The 14558-nt window shown below is 74.0% G+C and carries 15 protein-coding genes and 1 pseudogene; 7 read left to right on the top strand and 9 right to left on the bottom strand.

Going from position 1 to position 14558, the window contains the following annotated elements; all coding sequences use genetic code 11:
* Positions 1 to 207: 207 nt before the first annotated feature.
* Entirely contained in the window at positions 208 to 1359 is a 1152-nt protein-coding gene (locus AB0J21_RS24685) for an acyl-CoA dehydrogenase family protein (RefSeq protein WP_363148268.1), read from the bottom strand.
* Positions 1360 to 1459: 100 nt separating this feature from the next.
* On the opposite strand from AB0J21_RS24685, the gene AB0J21_RS24680 reads away from it, so the two are divergent.
* Positions 1460 to 2128, top strand: a complete 669-nt coding sequence (locus tag AB0J21_RS24680) for a TetR/AcrR family transcriptional regulator (protein WP_363148267.1) — start codon at positions 1460 to 1462, stop codon at positions 2126 to 2128.
* A 196-nt stretch (positions 2129 to 2324) separates the two neighbouring features.
* Here AB0J21_RS24680 and AB0J21_RS24675 read toward each other — a convergent pair whose 3' ends face one another.
* Positions 2325 to 3413 (bottom strand): Zn-dependent alcohol dehydrogenase, encoded by a 1089-nt coding sequence (locus AB0J21_RS24675; RefSeq protein ID WP_363148266.1) that lies wholly within the window; start codon positions 3411 to 3413, stop codon positions 2325 to 2327.
* Positions 3414 to 3674: 261 nt separating this feature from the next.
* Between AB0J21_RS24675 and AB0J21_RS24670 the strand changes: the two genes are divergently transcribed.
* Together AB0J21_RS24670 and AB0J21_RS24665 are read left to right on the top strand one after the other, a co-directional pair.
* Complete coding sequence (locus AB0J21_RS24670) at positions 3675 to 4898, top strand: type ISP restriction/modification enzyme (protein ID WP_363148265.1); 1224 nt, start codon at positions 3675 to 3677, stop codon at positions 4896 to 4898.
* Positions 4895 to 5053 (top strand): annotated as a pseudogene (locus AB0J21_RS24665) (ABC transporter permease); the annotation flags it as partial. The gene AB0J21_RS24670 and the pseudogene AB0J21_RS24665, both read left to right, overlap by 4 nt.
* 108 nt (positions 5054 to 5161) lie before the next feature.
* Here the strand turns inward: AB0J21_RS24665 and AB0J21_RS24660 are convergent.
* Both AB0J21_RS24660 and AB0J21_RS24655 read right to left on the bottom strand, forming a co-directional pair.
* A complete protein-coding gene (locus AB0J21_RS24660; RefSeq protein WP_363148264.1) occupies positions 5162 to 5437 on the bottom strand; it encodes a hypothetical protein in 276 nt (91 codons plus the stop codon).
* A gap of 275 nt (positions 5438 to 5712) precedes the next feature.
* Positions 5713 to 6525 (bottom strand): SGNH/GDSL hydrolase family protein, encoded by an 813-nt coding sequence (locus AB0J21_RS24655; RefSeq protein WP_363148263.1) that lies wholly within the window; start codon positions 6523 to 6525, stop codon positions 5713 to 5715.
* Between the two features lie 409 nt (positions 6526 to 6934).
* On the opposite strand from AB0J21_RS24655, the gene AB0J21_RS24650 reads away from it, so the two are divergent.
* Positions 6935 to 8041 (top strand): DUF5925 domain-containing protein, encoded by a 1107-nt coding sequence (locus AB0J21_RS24650; protein ID WP_363148262.1) that lies wholly within the window; start codon positions 6935 to 6937, stop codon positions 8039 to 8041.
* Between the two features lie 49 nt (positions 8042 to 8090).
* On the opposite strand, the gene AB0J21_RS24645 is transcribed toward AB0J21_RS24650, so the two are convergent.
* On the bottom strand, positions 8091 to 8465 hold the full coding sequence (locus AB0J21_RS24645) for a GntR family transcriptional regulator (protein WP_363148261.1): 375 nt from the start codon (positions 8463 to 8465) through the stop codon (positions 8091 to 8093).
* Positions 8466 to 8570: 105 nt separating this feature from the next.
* Between AB0J21_RS24645 and AB0J21_RS24640 the strand changes: the two genes are divergently transcribed.
* Together AB0J21_RS24640 and AB0J21_RS24635 are read left to right on the top strand one after the other, a co-directional pair.
* The gene (locus AB0J21_RS24640; protein ID WP_363148260.1) at positions 8571 to 9506 is read left to right on the top strand and encodes a GNAT family N-acetyltransferase; all 936 of its coding nucleotides are present in this window, start codon (positions 8571 to 8573) and stop codon (positions 9504 to 9506) included.
* Positions 9487 to 10005 (top strand): DUF402 domain-containing protein, encoded by a 519-nt coding sequence (locus tag AB0J21_RS24635; RefSeq protein ID WP_363148259.1) that lies wholly within the window; start codon positions 9487 to 9489, stop codon positions 10003 to 10005. Before AB0J21_RS24640 ends, AB0J21_RS24635 begins: the two co-directional genes overlap by 20 nt.
* A gap of 54 nt (positions 10006 to 10059) precedes the next feature.
* On the opposite strand, the gene AB0J21_RS24630 is transcribed toward AB0J21_RS24635, so the two are convergent.
* The gene (locus AB0J21_RS24630) at positions 10060 to 10569 is read right to left on the bottom strand and encodes an NUDIX domain-containing protein (protein ID WP_363148258.1); all 510 of its coding nucleotides are present in this window, start codon (positions 10567 to 10569) and stop codon (positions 10060 to 10062) included.
* An 11-nt stretch (positions 10570 to 10580) separates the two neighbouring features.
* On the bottom strand, positions 10581 to 11822 hold the full coding sequence (locus AB0J21_RS24625) for a methyltransferase domain-containing protein (protein WP_363148257.1): 1242 nt from the start codon (positions 11820 to 11822) through the stop codon (positions 10581 to 10583).
* 615 nt (positions 11823 to 12437) lie between these two features.
* Here AB0J21_RS24625 and AB0J21_RS24620 point away from each other — a divergent pair.
* Positions 12438 to 12560, top strand: a complete 123-nt coding sequence (locus AB0J21_RS24620) for a hypothetical protein (RefSeq protein ID WP_363148256.1) — start codon at positions 12438 to 12440, stop codon at positions 12558 to 12560.
* A gap of 491 nt (positions 12561 to 13051) precedes the next feature.
* Here the strand turns inward: AB0J21_RS24620 and AB0J21_RS24615 are convergent, their stop codons facing one another.
* Both AB0J21_RS24615 and AB0J21_RS24610 read right to left on the bottom strand, forming a co-directional pair.
* Entirely contained in the window at positions 13052 to 13495 is a 444-nt protein-coding gene (locus AB0J21_RS24615; RefSeq protein ID WP_363148255.1) for a GNAT family N-acetyltransferase, read from the bottom strand.
* A gap of 75 nt (positions 13496 to 13570) precedes the next feature.
* Positions 13571 to 14539, bottom strand: coding sequence for a hypothetical protein (locus AB0J21_RS24610; RefSeq protein ID WP_363148254.1), 969 nt, complete (start codon positions 14537 to 14539; stop codon positions 13571 to 13573).
* Positions 14540 to 14558 lie beyond the last annotated feature (19 nt).

Here is a 14558-nt window from a genome sequence, read left to right as displayed (position 1 = left end):
CAACCGCTCGGAGCGGCCGGTCCGCACACCGTCGAGATCCGCCGCTCCGATCCGCGAGCGGCGCCGGACACCGTGGCCGCGCCGCTCGGCACCTGCTTCCACAACTCCCCGCGCCCCGGCCGCCCGGGCCGGACGCCGTCGGCCCGCACCCGCCGAGCACGGGCGGCCGCGGCCGACGGGCGTGGACCGTTCGGCCGGGGGCTGCTCTCAGAAGGCCGAGACCCCGGTCAGCTCACGGCCGATGACGAGTTTCTGGATCTGGCTCGTGCCCTCGTACAGCGTCATGACACGGGCGTCCCGCAGGAGCTTGCCGACCGGGTACTCGTCGATGTACCCGTAGCCGCCGAAGACCTGGAGCGCGTTGTTGGCGGCCCGGACGGCGGCCTCGGAGGCGAACAGCTTGGCCTTGGAGGAGGCGACGGCGAAGGGTTCACCCCGGTCGATGAGGTCGGCGACGCGCCAGGTCAGCAGCCGGGCGGCGTCCACGTCCACGTCGATGTCGGCGAGGAGTTCCTGGACGAGCTGGTGGCGGGCGATCGGCTTGCCGAACTGCTCGCGCTCCTTCGCGTAGCCGACGGCGGCGTCCAGGGCGGCCTGGGCGATCCCCACGCAGCCGGCCGCGACCGACATACGGCCCTTCGCGAGCGCCGACATGGCGACGGAGAAACCCTTCCCCTCGGGACCGAGCATCGCCGAGCCGGGCACCCGGACGTCCTCCAGGACGAGTTCGGCGGTGGCCTGTCCGCGCAGGCCCAGCTTCCCGTGCAGGGTCCGGCGGCCGAAGCCGGGGCTGTCGGCCGGGACGAGGAAGGCGGAGACCCCCTTGTGGCCGGGCGCCCCTCCCGTGCGGGCGAACACGAGGGCGAGGTCGGCCCAGGTGCCGTTGGTGATGAACATCTTGGTGCCGCTCAGCAGCCAGTCGCCGCCGTCCCGCACCGCGCGGGTGGACAGGTTGCCCGCGTCGGAGCCGGTACCGGGTTCGGTGAGCCCGAAGCAGCCGAGCTGTCCGCCCGAGGTGAGACCGGGCAGCCAGCGCCGCTTCTGCTCCTCGTCCCCCCACGCGGCGATCGTCTTCGCGACCAGTCCGAGGGAGACCGAGACGATCCCGCGCACCGAGGAGTCGGCCCGCCCCAGCTCCTCCGTCACCAGGCAGTACGCGAGGTGGTCGCCGCCCGAGCCGCCGTACTCCTCGTCGATGGTCAGTCCGAGGAAGCCCAGCTCGCCGAGTTTTCCGACGACCGAGCGGTCCACGCTCTCGGCGCGGTCCCAGGCGGTCACGTGCGGGACGATCTCGCGGTCCACGAAGTCCTTCGCGAGCCGGCGCACGGCCGACTGCTCCTCACTCAGCTCAAGGTTCATGACGGGACACTCCCCGGTACCCGCGCCGCCCGCCCCCTCAGGTCGGACGGCCCGTTAATTAGCAGTGCTAGTTTTACTGGACGGCTCTACTATGTGCCGCATGGCCCGACCGCGCAAGCCCCTGCTGAGCACCGGCCGCATCGTGGAGACCGCGTGCGCGCTCGTGGACGCCGAAGGGCTCGGTGCTGTCTCGACGCGCCGGCTCGCGGCCGAACTCGGGGTGAGCGGACCCTCCCTCTACAACCACTTCCGCACCAAGGACGAGATCCTGGAGGCGGTCGCGGACGCGGTGAGCGCGCAGGTCGACCTGTCGATGTTCGAGGAGGGCTCCGAGCGGGCCGGGGACTGGCGCGGGGCGCTGCACGACTGGGCGCTGTCCTACCGCGCGGCCCTCGCCCGGCATCCGCACATCGTCCCGGTGCTCGCGCGCGGACCGGGCCGCCGGCCGGCCGCGCTGCGCCTGGCGGACGCGGTGTTCGGCGCGATGACGACGGCCGGCTGGCCGCCCGCCCAGGCCACCTCGATCGGCGCGGTCCTGCGCTGGTACGTCCTGGGCGCCGCGCTCGGTTCCTTCGCGGGCGGCTTCGTCGACGACGCGCGGGCCTACGATCCGGCCGACTATCCGCATCTGGGCCAGGCACACCTGCTCGCGGAGCGCGGGAGCGCGGTGGACGAGCGCGCCTTCGAGACCGGGCTGCGGGCGCTCCTGGACGGACTGGAGAAGCAGTACGCGGCCCTCGCGGCCGAGGCCGGGGCGGCACGGGGCTGAAGGGGCGGCGGCCCGACGGGCGGGTGCCGCGACCGGGACCGGACGCGAGAGGGGGCCCGAGCCGAGGGCCGGGGCCCGCGAGAGGGGGCCCGAGCCGAGGGCCGGGGCCCGGCGCACCCGGGGAGGGAGCCCGGGGCCGCCGCGGAAGGCCCGCCCGGCGCCACCTGGCGCGCCCCGGGAGGAGGCCGCCCCCGGGTCACCCCTGGGGAAAGACCACCAGGGCGCGTCCGCCGCGTCCCGCCGTCATCTCCTCGAAGGCGTCCGGGATGCCGTCGAGTCCGATCCGGCCGGTCACCAGCGTCCCCAGGTCGAGGCGGCCGGCCCGAATGTGCTCGCCGAGCACCGGGACGTCCGCCGCCGGGTCGCTGTTCCCGTAGACGCAGCCGCTCAGGGTGCGGCCCCAGTGGAAGATCTCCAGCGCGTTGAAGCTCACCCGCTCGGTGACGGGGCCGATGCCGACGACCGTGGTGCGGCCGCCGCGGCGCGTCGACTCCCAGGCGGCGCGGATGGTCGCGGCCCGGCCCACGCACTCGACGGCGACGTCCGCGCCCCGGCCACCGGTCAGCCGCCGTACGTCCTTCGCGGTCGTCTCGGAGGCGAGCACGAACTCGGTGGCGCCGGCCTTCCTGGCCAGTTCCTCCTTGGCGGGGGACGCGTCCACGGCGACGACCGTCCGCGCGCCGGCGATCCGCGCCGACTGGAGCGCGGCGAGCCCGACCCCGCCCGCGCCGAACACCGCGACGGACTCCCCCGCCCGGACCCGCGCCGAGTGGTGCACCGCGCCGTAACCGGTGAGCACCGCGCAGCCCAGCAGCGCGGCCTGGTCGAGGGGGACGCCCTCCGGGGCGGGCAGTACGCAGTTCTCGGCGACCACGGTCTCCTCGGCGAAGGCGGCGACGTTCAGCCCGGGGTGCAGTTCCGTTCCGTCGGCGGCGTGCGCGTGAACGGCCGCGGCCCCGGTCAGCGCCTGCTCGCACAGCCACACCTCACCGATCGAACAGGGGTGGCAATGGCCGCACGAGGGGGCCCAGTTGAGGATCACCTGGTCGCCGGGCGCGGCCCGGGTGACGCCCTCGCCGACCGCGAGGACCGTTCCCGAACCCTCGTGGCCGAGTACGGCGGGCAGCGGGACGCGCAGGGTCCCGTTGGACAGCGAGAGGTCCGAGTGGCACACCCCGGCCGCGGCGAGCCGGACCCGCACCCGCCCGGACCCCGGCGCGGGCAGGTCGATGTCGCGGATCTCCAGCGGGGCACCCACGGCGGAAAGAACGGCTGCTCGGACCACGATCTGACTCCCGACGTCGCTTGAGGTGAACGGCGGGCGAACCGGCCGCCGCCCGCCGCACGCGCACCGCGCGCCGGCCGCCCGGACCGGGCACGGACGGCGCGGGACCGCCGGGGAACGGCCTCGTCACCCACCACCAAACTAGCGGCGTTAGTTTTCCGGCACCAGGGGGCGCCCGCCCCCGTCCGTCCGCTCCCCCGCCGCCGCTCGCCGCCGCCGCGACCTCTGGGCCCGGCGCCGTGCGCTGCCTACGATGCTGGGGTGAGCGAAGAAGCAGGTCCCCTCCTCGACGAGCTGATGCCGTGGTCGGTGGCGGCGCCGCGAGCCGGCCGGGACTGGCCGTTGTCGGCCGACGAGGCCGGCCTGCGCGCGCGGTGGTCCGCGTTCACGGCGGCCGGGCCCGCGGAGCGCGAGCGGCTGCTGGTGCCGAGCCGGGCGCGGGGACTGCACACCGCCGTACCGCAGTTGCCCGGCGGTCCGGCGGGTACGGCCCGGCTGGCCAGGGAGAACGGCCCGTGCCCCGAGCCGGTCCGAGTGGCGCACGGCCCCTTCGACGAGTGGTTCCTGCTGCCCGATCACCGGCTGCTGGACGCGCCACGGCCGGAGCTGTGGCGGGTCGCCGACGCCCACCAGTGGTTCCTGGTGGAGCGCGGCCGGTCCGCCGAGGGCGACTTCCCCGCGTTGACGGTGAGCGGACGGCTGCCCTTCGGCGAGGACCGCCCGGCCCGGGTACGTCCCCTCTACCGCAGGCCGGGCGGCGCGGAACCGAACCTCGCGCCCGGGCTGCTGGCGTTCCTGTCCCAGCAGTACGGGGCGGCGGTGACGGAGCGGGACTTCGCGGCCTGGGCGCTCGCCGCCGCGCGACCCGCGCGGAGCTCTCTCGCGGTGCCGCTGCCGGACGGGGCGCGGGTGTGGGAGCGGGGCGTGGCGCTGGGCCGTGGGCTGCACGCGGCGCTCACGCGCGGGGCGGGCGGGGCGGAGCGTCCCCGGCTGCCCGGCGGCAGACGCCCGTACGTGCGTCAGGCCCTGCCCCTGACCGGGCGCGGCCCCGTACCCCCGCTGTCCTTCGGCCCGGAGGACGAGACCTTGCGGGTCGGCGCGACCGGCGTGGTCTCCCCGGTGTCCCGGGCGGCCTGGGAGTTCCGCTTCCGCGGGGAGCGGGTGATCGAACGGTGGTTCGCGCAGCGGCTCCCGGCGGGCACCGGGCAGGGGACTTCGGAGGCGACCGGCGGGCTGGCGGCGCTCGGCCCGGCCGAGTGGCCCCAGTCCTGGACCTCGCGACTACTGGAGCTGATCACCGTTCTGACCCTGGTGGCCGAGGCCCGTGAGGGGTGCGCGGCGCTGGCCGCCGAGCAGGGGCCCACGCTGGGCGTGGAGCGGTTGCGGGCGGCCGGGGTGCTGCCGGCCCCGGCGGCGGCGCGCAGGCCGGCCTCCGTCCTGGACCACCTGGAGGAGGGGCCGGAGGGGCAGTTCGCCCTGCTGTGAGGGCGCTGACGACAGCTGTACGCGAACTGTGCGGAGACGCGCCGGTGCCGACGGACGCGGCCTGGCCGGTGGCGCATCCGGTGGCGGGGAGTCTCGCGTGGTCGGGGCTGCCGCTCGGGGTGTGCGTACCGCTCGCGGTACGGCGGTACGCCCGCAGGGGCCACCGACGTCCGTGGGGAGGCGGACGCGGGCCCGGCCGCGGGCGGACCGGAGGCAGGGACGAGGGAGCGGGGAGGGACCGCGGCGGACCGGGTCCGCCGCGGTCAGTGACCGCCGAAGAGTGTCCTGCGCAGACGCTTCAACGGGGCGAACAGCGACACTCTGCGCAGACGCGCCCTGCTGTTCGTCGCGTTGGCCGGCGGCGCCGGCACGCGTGCGGTGACCTCGCGCATCAGCGAGGTCGCCTCGGCCACGTCACGCTGGGCGACGGCAGGACCGCCGAGCACCGCGAGATGGCGGTCGAGACGCGAACTGCTCGCACTGCTTCCGCAGGTGATCGCAGGCACTCGCGGCCTGCTGCGGACCGTTATCTGTTCCATTTCACTCCCCACCCGTACGACAGGCACCCGGCCCCGGGCAGAGTAACCCTATCGTCCTCGTGTGACACCCGTGCATCCGCATCACAGGATTTACCTACCCCGTAAGGAGGTTGACGACTACTCACGAAGTGCGGAGCATTACGGGGCGAGTGGGGCAACTTGGGGCAAGCGGTCTCGTTCCGCCTCCCGTGACGCGCGCACCGCGCGTCACGGAGGGACCGCGGGACCCGGTCGGCCCGAAGTCCGCCGAGGCGGTCGGGCCGGCCGGGCGGGGGTCAGCGGGCGGCGGCGGTGAAGACCGGGAGGTAGCCGCCGGACTGCCCGGCCGGCTTCGGGTGGTAGGACTCGCCGACGTTGAGCAGGTCGAGGCTGTGCAGCCACGAGTCGCCCGAGCAGATCTCGTGCCCGGCGAAGGTCGTGCGCACGTCCCCGAAGGCGAATCCGTGGTCGGCGGCGCGTTTGGCGATGACGCTGTTCATCAGGTCGGAGGCGTTGTTGATCGCGGAGCGCTCGGTCTCGCTCAGCCCCGCGATGCAGCTGCCGGCGAGCTGGTAGAAGCGCGGGTAGCCGAGGACGACCACGCGGGCCTGCGGGGCCTTGGCGTGGATCGCGTCGTAGACCTTGTCGAGGTTGGCGGGCAGCGTCGAGTTGACGTAGTTCCGCGCGGTGTCGACCCGCGCCACGCAGGTGTCCGTGGACTGGAGCACACAGGTCGTCATGACGTCGGCGAACCCGGCGTCGTTGCCGCCGATGCTGATGCTGACGGTGCCGGTGGAGGCGGACAGGGGCGCGAGCTGCTTGGCCAGCACATCACTGGTCACGGCCCCGGAGCAGGCCGTGAAGCTGAAGCTCGACGGCGAGTGCGCGGCGGCCCAGAGGGCGGGGTACGCCTTGCTGCTGCGCTTGCAGTCACCGCTCGCACTGTCGTAGGAGCCGGAGCCGACGCCGGAGGAGTAGGAGTCGCCGAGAGCCACATAGCCGGTGGGCGCTGCTTGTTCGGCGGCGTTCGCGAGTCCCGCCCCGGCGATCGAGGCGGTGGCGGCGAGCAGGAGCGAGGACATGTATGCCGTGAAACGGGACAATCTCATGGAACCTCCCTTAGCAGGATTTCTGCCAGGACTGTGGTACCACCGCCCGGAGGGTGGCGGGAGTGTCCATGCCAAGAAGTTACCGGGCGGAAAGTTTCACCGGAGCCGGGTTTCAACTGCCGCGAGGGCGGCTCCGATCGGCCCACCTGCACCTGAACCGGGGCCCGCGCGCGACGCCTTGCCGGCCTGGGCCCCCCGTACGCCGTGGTGGCCGGCGCCCACCGGGCCGCGGTGGAGCGCGGGCCGAGTGGAGGCACACCCGCATGTTCACCCGAACCAGGGAACCCCTTTTGCGCCTCGAAGTTGACGACCGCTCTGGGGGGCTCCTCATCAGCGCGTGGTGTTCGCCGAAACGGGGCGACGGTGGAAAAAGGGTGCGCGGGAGCATCCCGTGCCGGATCATGGCGGCATGTCCGAGAACCCGTACGCCAGCCTCCCGGTCCGGCTCCACGTCGACGACAGCGATTCCCCGACGGACGTCGTCGACGCGTTGTTCCTGGGCCGTTTCGCGACGGGAGAGCAGCCCTTCTCGGTGAGCCGCCACGTGGAACGCGTGAAGAGGGAGGCGAGTCTGCTGCCTCCGGAGGCGAGAGTGCTGCGCAGCGCGAAGGACGACGACCGCAGCGCGGTCCTCGCGGAGGGCGCGGGCTGGACGCTGCTGGCCTCGCGGTGGAGCCGGGGCGCCGATGTCACGGTCACCGCGACCAGCGCCGAACTCGCTCAGACGGTGGTCGCCTCGGCCGTCAAGGACGTCGAGGACGAGCCGGAGCCCAAGCCCGAGAACGTCACGATGGGCTTCTGGCACCTGTCGCCGCGCCGGGGCCCGCACCGTACGACCCGGCAGATCTCGGCGGGCACCTGGGAGCAGGTGCGGGAGAACTACACGGCGCCGGTCGCGGACGCGATGGACTCGCTGATGAAGCTGACGCCCGAGGACATCTCGGGGCGGCTGCTCCTGCTGCACGGCCCGCCGGGCACCGGGAAGACCTCGGCGCTGCGCACGCTGGCCCGTTCCTGGCGGGACTGGTGCCAGGTGGACTGCGTCCTCGACCCGGAGCGGCTGTTCAACGACATCGGCTATCTCATGGACATCGCGATCGGGGAGGACGACGGGGCGGGCGGCCGGTGGCGGCTGCTGCTCCTGGAGGACTGCGACGAGCTGATCCGCGGCGAGGCCAAGCACGCGGCGGGCCAGGCCCTCTCGCGGCTGCTGAACCTCACGGACGGGCTGCTCGGGCAGGGCCGCAACGTCCTGGTCGGGGTCACGACCAACGAGGACCTGGAGCGGCTGCACCCGGCCGTGGTCCGTCCCGGCCGCTGCCTCGCGCGGATCGAGGTGGGCCCGCTGACCCGCTCCGAGTCCCTGGAGTGGCTGGACGGCGCGGTCCCGGAGACCGAGCACCGGGTGGGCCGGGAGGGGGCGACGCTCGCCGAGCTGTACGCCCTGCGCCGCGGCTCCGGCCCGGCCTCCGTACCGGGGGCGCGGGAGGGCGCGGACGCGGGACTCTATCTGTGAGCCCTGTGAGCCCTGTGCGTCACAGCCCCCAAGTCCCCTCCAGTCGGGCTCAGTTGCCGTAGGCGGCCCGTAGCGCGTCCTCGACGGCCGTGCGGGCCGCCGCCGCGTCGAGGCCGAGGCGCCGGGCCCGTTCGGCGTACGCGGCGGCGGCCTGGGCGGCTTCCTGCCGGGCGGCGTCCCCGGCCGCGGCGACGAAGGTGCCGTTGCGGCCCCGTGTCTCGATCACCCCGTCGCTCTCCAGCGCCCGGTAGGCCTTGGCGACGGTGTTGGCGGCCAGACCGAGTTCCTGGGCCAGGCCCCGGACCGTGGGCAGCTTGTAGCCCGTGGGCAGCGCGCCGGACAGCGCCTGTCCGGAGATCCCGGCCCGCACCTGCTCGTACGGCGCGAGGGCGGCGTCATGGTCGATGTCGATCTTCAGGTTCACGCGGTGATTGTCCCGCACGCGGGGCGCGACGCGGGCGGGACGAGCAGGAGAGGGCGAGGAAAAAGAACGGGCGCCCGTCGGCACACGTCCGGTACTTTCCCGGCGATGACTCCTTCCTTTTCCGTACGTGATCTCGACCCCGCCTCCCCCACCGACGCCGAGGGGGTGACCGCTGTCCTGCGGGCCGCCGTTCCGCCCCTGCTGACCACCCCCGAGGCCATCAGGTGGTCCGTCACCCGTGCCCCCGGGGCGCAGCGCTTCCGTCTCCTGCTCGCCCAGGACGAGGAGGGGCTGGTGCTCGGGCGGGCCCAGGTGGGTCTGGCCCACGAGAGCCCCACTCCGGGCGCCGCCTTCTGCAACGTCTACGTCCATCCGGAGCACGTACGCCGGGGCGTGGGCTCGGCGCTCGTACGGGAGGCGGAGAAGCACCTCGCCGAGGTGGGCGGCAGGTCCGTCTACTCCTGGGTGCTGGAGGGGCCGGGCAACCGGGCCTTCGCGGCCTCCTTCGGCTACACGCCCTCGCGTTCCGCGCACTTCCTGCGCCTGGACCTGACGGCGGGGCTGCCGGAGGTGGGCGAAGTGCCGGACAACGTCGCCCTGTTGCCCGCCGCCGCCTTCGCCGGGGACCCGCGTCCGCTGTTCCTGCTGGACGCCGAGTGCACCGGGGACGAGCCGAGCGACGTCGGCGCGGAGCTGGACGACTACGCGGACTGGCTGGAGCACACCTGGAACCATCCGCTGTTCGACCGGGACCTGACCACGGTGGCCGTCGTGGACGGGGTGCCCGCCGCGTTCAGCGCCGCGCACTGCGACCGGGTGAGCCGGTACTCCTCGGCGATGACGGGAACGCTGCGCGCCTACCGGGGCCGGGGCCTCGCGAGGCTCGCGAAGACCACGGCGCTGCACCGGGCGAGGGCGGCGGGGCTGACGGAGGCGTTCACGGGCAACGACACGGAGAACGGCCCGATGCTCGCGATCAACCGCCGGCTCGGCTACGAGATCGCCGCGACGGAGGTGCGCCATGTCCACGCACTCGGCTGAGCCCGGCGGCCTCACCGAGGTGACCGTGGTGCTCACCAAGGCGGGCCGCACCAAGAAGCGGTACCGGGCGCGGTGGCTGTCGGACGACGGGGAGCACATCACGGTGCGCGCCCCGTGGTCCTCCCCCGGGGTGCGCGACTTCGGCTTCGTCCGCTTCGAGCCGGGCGACGTGTTCACCGAGCACTACTGGCGCTCCGCCTGGTACGCGGCGAAGGAGGTCCGGGCGGCGGACGGCCGGCTCAAGGGCTGGTACTGCGACATGACGCGCCCCGCCCGTCTGACGGGCCCGGAGCTCGTGGTCGAGGACCTGGAACTCGACCTGTGGGTCTCGGCCGACGGGACACGCGTACTGCGCCTGGACGAGGACGAGTTCGCCGGGAGCGGCCTGCCGGGACGCGACCCGGAGGCGGCCGGCGAGGCCCTGCGCGCCCTCGGCCACCTGGAGGAACTGGCCCGTGAGCGGGGCCCGGCGGGACTGCGGGGGCTGGTGGGGGGCTGAGCCACGAGGCCTGGCGGGGCGCGTGGCGCGGCCGGCACGCGGCCGGCGCGCGGCCTACTCGTCGGGGTCGGTGTCCTCGTCGAAGTCGCCCAGGTGCAGGGGGCGCGGGCCGGGCCCGCCGGTTTCCAGCAGGTCGGCCAGGTGGGCGGCCAGGTGTCTGGGGCGGACGGTCTCGGCGGTCGTGGCCAGTTCCCCGACCGTCCACCACCGGTGGCCGTAGCGGGCTTCCGCCGGGTCGATCCTGACGGTGTCCACCTCTTCCCGGGTGACGCGGACGAGGCGGTACTCCTCGTACTGGTCGAACCCCTGGCCGTCGACGCTGAAGACGGTCTGCCGGGTCCAGACGGGCGGGCTCAGCCGCGTGACGGGGAGGCCGAGTGCTGTCTCCTCCTGTATCTCGCGCACCGCCGCCCGGGGGTAGTCCTCGGCCCCTTCCAGGCCGCCGCCGACGGTGAACCACCATCGCGCACCCGGTCGGCGCGGGTCCCGTCCGCACAACAGGAGAAGGCGCTCGCGTTCGTCGATCAGGAGGACGCGGGAGGTCCGCCGGCTCTTGCGTTCCACGGGCGCCGACCCTACCGCCCGCCCCGCCAGGCCGCACCCCTCGCGACAGTCGTCTCCGGCAGCACCCTGGCCCGGTCCGGCACCGCCGGGTCGGCGGCGATCGGGTCGGCCGGTTCGTGGCGGTGGAGGACGAAGCGGTGGCCTTCGCGGTAGGCGAGGAGACCGGCCCTGCAGTAGGCGACCAGATCGTGCGGAAGGCCGGACAGCGGATACCAGTCCAGTTGGGAGCACTTGTGCGGCTCCGCGTTGAAGGGTTCCCCGCCGGCGCCGTACTCCGCTTCGAAGAACCAGCCGATGCGCGGGGCGCCGGAGGGCGCGGCGTGCTGCATGACGGTCGCGACCCGCAGGTCCTCGGGGCACAGCCGCAGGCCCACCTCCTCCGCCGCCTCGCGCACCATCGCCTCCAGGACGTCCTCGCCGTCCTCGACGTGACCGGAGGGTGCGTGCAGGAGGCCGTCCGCGTACCCGGTGTTCGCGCGGCGGGCGAGCAGGACCTCGTCCCCGCGCCGCAGCACGAGGTGGACGTCGACGATCTCCTGGTGCCGGCGCACGGGCGCGGGCACGGCGAGTGCCGCGTACCGCTCGTCGTCCACCGGGCGGCCCCACAACCGGGTGTCCTCGCTGAGGGATTCGGTGTGGACGCGTTCGCTGAGCGGGGCGAGCAGGGCGGTGAGCCGGGCGGCGGGGATTCCGGTGCCGTTCCAGAAGCCCTCGACCAGGACGAGCCGGCCGCCGGGGCGCAGCAGCGCGCACCAGCGGCGCAGCGCGGCGGCCGGATCGGGCAGGACCCACAGCAGGTGCCGGACGAGGACGACGTCGAAGGAGCGGGGTGCGAACGGCGGGTGTTCGGCGTCGCCGGTCAGGACGCGGGCCCCGGCATACCCGCCCTCCGTGAGTTTGGCGCGGGCCCGCCCGGCCATGCGCGAGGAGCGGTCGACCGCCGTCACCCGGTGCCCCGCCTCGGCGGCGAGCAGCGCGAGACTTCCGGTACCGCAGCCGAGGTCGAGCACGTCGCCGGGCGCCTCGGGCAGCCAGCGCCCCATCCGCCCGGCCCACGCGGCCCGCACCTCGGGATCACGCAGCCCGTGATCGGCCTCCTCGTCGAAGGTGTCGGCGACGGCGTCCCAGTCGGTGCGGTGGTCCCAGTCGGTGCGGTGGTCCCAGTCGGTGCCGGGGGCCGGGGCGGTGGCGGGAGGCGTGCCTTCCGGTGTGCCCGTGCCGCGCTCGGCGCCCGTCGCTTCACATGCCGTCATGCGGGGTGCTCTCCGTCGTTTCTCGTGCCGGACCGGTGCTCTCCCGAGATCGTGCCACCCGCCACTGACACCGCGACTTCGAGCGCGGCTCGGTGACGGGAGGAAAGGACAGGAGGACGTGCGCCCCCTTCGTGACGGCGTGCGCTCAGCGTGCTTCAGCCCGGGTGAGAAGCCTCGCGGGGGCCGGGGCGGCGGGGAGAGCCGACCGGCCTCAAGGGCCCCGAGCCGCAGGGAAACCGAAGGCATATGCTGACGGCATGGGATGGTAGCGCTACGTCATGGTTCGGTGACCGCATCACAAGTGCCATGAATCACACGGGCGTTGACGCACACCCACGGACCTGGGTGCCGGACAGGCACTCAGGCACATGATCGATCAGGACATCTTCGCTGATCAGCTGAATCCGCCGGATTACGTAAGGTCCCTTCAAAAGCTACGCACCTGACCCCTGGCACCGAGTGCCGGAACGGGGGAACGAGGAGAGCCCGGCCACGCATCCCGCCCCGGCGCGCGGTGCCGGTAATCTCTACCCACCACCTCTCGGGCCCCAGGCTTTCGCGCCTTTCCGGAGGACCACGACAGTCGTGGGTCCCGGACGAAGGAGGTGGTCACCGATGGCCGATGCGCCGGAGGGGCACTGTCGTTGTTGCAGCAGGCGTGACCCGTACCGCTGGGCGCGCTGGCTGGGGCCGGCCTACGCGATCTACCGGATCGTGCGCGGCGTCTGGCCCCTGTAACGCGAAATCCCCGACCTGACAGGTCGGGGATCGCTGCGCACCGCGGTGTTGCTGGGACACGGAGGCTCCACCTCAAACCTTGGCCAGGCGCAAGGGTGGGGCCTTCGTGCTGCGCGCGCGTAACAAGGCTACCGGCCAGTACCCGCGCACTGTGCCCGGCGGGCGTGACACAGGTCACTAAAGGCGCGGACCCCCTTATGGTGCCCTGAATTCGCAGTGTTTTCCATGGCTGACCGCTAGTGATTAAGTGAGCGGCGCGCCGCCGGGCCGGGAAATGCGCGGTTCGGGGGGATCGGGCACGGCCTGACCTCGGGTGACCGGTGGTGAACAGCACATCTGAACGGAAGAGCTGTTCCGGTGCGGAGCGGCACGCTCTCCGTTCACAGGCAATCAGATGTGCGCCCTTCCAGGACAACGAGCGAAACCGGCGCCCGAGCCGGTTCCTCCTGCCGGAGGCCCGGTCTCCGGCCCCGGCACACCGGAACGGTCCCTCACACCGCCTTCCGGTAGTGGACCCGGTCGTAGGGGCCGTCCACCCGGCGCTCCGTCACCTCGTAGCCGAGCCGGGGGTAGAGGCGCTGGTTCTCGTGCATGAGGGCGTTCGTGTAGAGCCGGACCTCGGGGAGGCCGAGGGCGCGGGCGTGGTCCTCGGCGTACGTGATCAGGGCGGTGCCGAGGCCACGGCCCGCGTGGTCGGGGTGGACGGCGACGCTCTCCAGGAGCAGGTGGCCGGGGTGCGGGACGAGGACGAGGACCGCGGCGACCGGTTCGCCGGTGAGCCACACGTGGCCCGCCGCCACCTCGGCCGCGTGGTCGGCCTCGACGGGGGCGGGGACGACGGGGACGCGGTCGCGGTAGCGGCGGTAGGCGGCCTCGGTGACCTCGCGGATCGCGGGGACGTCGGCGGGGGTGGCGAGGCGGACGGTGGGGCTCATGTGTTCTGTTCTACCCGGTGTTCGCGCGACGCGGGGCCTGCCCGTTCTCTCGGGGCTCGCGCGGTCCGGGCGCGCTCAGGCCGCGAGGGTTCCCGGGACGATCGCGTCGGGGCCGAAGCGGGCGCGGGCCCGGTCGGCGGCGGCCTCGATGCGGCGGGCCTTGTCGTCGGCGGGGTCGAAGGTGAGCTGGTGGGCGGCGCGTTCGGCGGGGCCGAGGCCCTCGGCGCGCAGGGCGAGGCCGCGGACCCGGGCGCGTTGCAGGCCGAGCGCCTCGTACAGGGCGTACGCGGCGGTGGTCAGGTCGGCGGTGTGCGCGCTCGCCTCGGGAAGTCTGCGGGAGCGGGTGGTCGTGGTGCGGTCGGCGTAGCGGACGGTGAGGGTCAGACAGGCGCATACCTGGCCCTCCTCGCGCAGCCGGGTGCCGAGTTCCCCGGTGAGGGAGAGCAGGGCGCGGCGGTGCCGGAAGGGGTCGGTCTCGTCGCGGTCGAAGGCGCGGTGCGCGCCGGTCGAGCGGGCGAGGGCGTTCGGGGTGACGGGGGTGGGGTCGATGCCGTGGGCGCGGGTGCGCACCTCGCGTCCGGCGCGGGCGCCGAGGATGCGCTGGAGGGTGCCGAGAGGCGCGGCGGCGACCCGGTCCACCGAGTCGAGGCCGTAGGAGCACAGCGCGCGGGCGGTGGCGGCGCCGACGCCGGGGAGGGCGGCGACGGGTTTGCGGGCGAGGTAGGCGGCGAGGCCGTCCTCGGTGACGGTCACGGTGGCGCCGGTCCGTGCCTCGCGGGCCGCCATCCGGGCGATCAGCGGGGTGGGGCCGAGGCCGATCGCGCATTCCACGCCGTGCAGGGCGAGCGCGCGCAGCCGGACGAGCGCGGCGAGTTCGCCGGCGTCCCGGCCGAAGTAGCGGTGGGCGCCGCGCACGTCGGCGAGCGCGGTGTCGGGGGGCAGCGCCTGGACGAGGGGGGTGATGCCCTCGACGGTGGCGAGCAGCGCGGGCAGGGCGGCCTCGGTCTCGGGGGCGAGCCGGAACCGTACACAGATCACCGTCATCGCGGGCACCCCCTGGTGG

It is taken from the genome of Streptomyces sp. NPDC049954, from assembly GCF_040656295.1.
GTDB lineage: Bacteria > Actinomycetota > Actinomycetes > Streptomycetales > Streptomycetaceae > Streptomyces.
The sequence above is the reverse complement of the archived record's forward strand: the minus strand, read 5'-3'. Positions and strand labels throughout refer to the sequence as shown.

Excerpts from the sequence above, each read along its gene's own strand:
- AB0J21_RS24625 (WP_363148257.1), bottom strand. The coding sequence starts at position 11,822 with ATGACGGCATGTGAAGCGACGGGCGCCGAGCGCGGCACGGGCACACCG.
- AB0J21_RS24635 (WP_363148259.1), top strand. The coding sequence starts at position 9,487 with ATGTCCACGCACTCGGCTGAGCCCGGCGGCCTCACCGAGGTGACCGTG.
- AB0J21_RS24680 (WP_363148267.1), top strand. The coding sequence starts at position 1,460 with ATGGCCCGACCGCGCAAGCCCCTGCTGAGCACCGGCCGCATCGTGGAG.
- AB0J21_RS24655 (WP_363148263.1), bottom strand. The coding sequence starts at position 6,525 with ATGAGATTGTCCCGTTTCACGGCATACATGTCCTCGCTCCTGCTCGCC.
- AB0J21_RS24615 (WP_363148255.1), bottom strand. The coding sequence starts at position 13,495 with ATGAGCCCCACCGTCCGCCTCGCCACCCCCGCCGACGTCCCCGCGATC.
- AB0J21_RS24650 (WP_363148262.1), top strand. The coding sequence starts at position 6,935 with ATGTCCGAGAACCCGTACGCCAGCCTCCCGGTCCGGCTCCACGTCGAC.
- AB0J21_RS24660 (WP_363148264.1), bottom strand. The coding sequence starts at position 5,437 with ATGGAACAGATAACGGTCCGCAGCAGGCCGCGAGTGCCTGCGATCACC.
- AB0J21_RS24640 (WP_363148260.1), top strand. The coding sequence starts at position 8,571 with ATGACTCCTTCCTTTTCCGTACGTGATCTCGACCCCGCCTCCCCCACC.
- AB0J21_RS24620 (WP_363148256.1), top strand. The coding sequence starts at position 12,438 with ATGGCCGATGCGCCGGAGGGGCACTGTCGTTGTTGCAGCAGGCGTGAC.
- AB0J21_RS24685 (WP_363148268.1), bottom strand. The coding sequence starts at position 1,359 with ATGAACCTTGAGCTGAGTGAGGAGCAGTCGGCCGTGCGCCGGCTCGCG.
- AB0J21_RS24610 (WP_363148254.1), bottom strand. The coding sequence starts at position 14,539 with ATGACGGTGATCTGTGTACGGTTCCGGCTCGCCCCCGAGACCGAGGCC.